General features: G+C 45.2%; 1 protein-coding gene. It reads left to right on the top strand.

All coding sequences use genetic code 11. The annotated features are described in order from the left end of the window. Positions 1-61: 61 nt before the first annotated feature. On the top strand, positions 62-211 hold the full coding sequence (locus AC2YHV_RS27645; protein ID WP_487374607.1) for a hypothetical protein: 150 nt from the start codon (positions 62-64) through the stop codon (positions 209-211). Positions 212-230 lie beyond the last annotated feature (19 nt).

Below are 230 nucleotides of genomic sequence, written 5' to 3' on the forward strand. Positions count from 1 at the left end.
GAAATATTAAGAAAAAACCGCAGGCTGGACATCCCGAACCAAGTTTAAGACGAGGTGATTCTTGAGTTTTTTTACATTAATCCTTAAAGGATGGAAGAAATATGCGACACTCCTGCCGAGTAACTGGCTAGCCGAGACCCCGGAGACGTTTACCTCGAGGAGGCTTGGCAGACAGTCGGCGAAAAGGGGACGGATTTCTGGAATCGACTGAAATGTAATTTAAGAATACC

The sequence above is a fragment of the Peribacillus sp. SRI_006 genome (assembly GCF_057586375.1).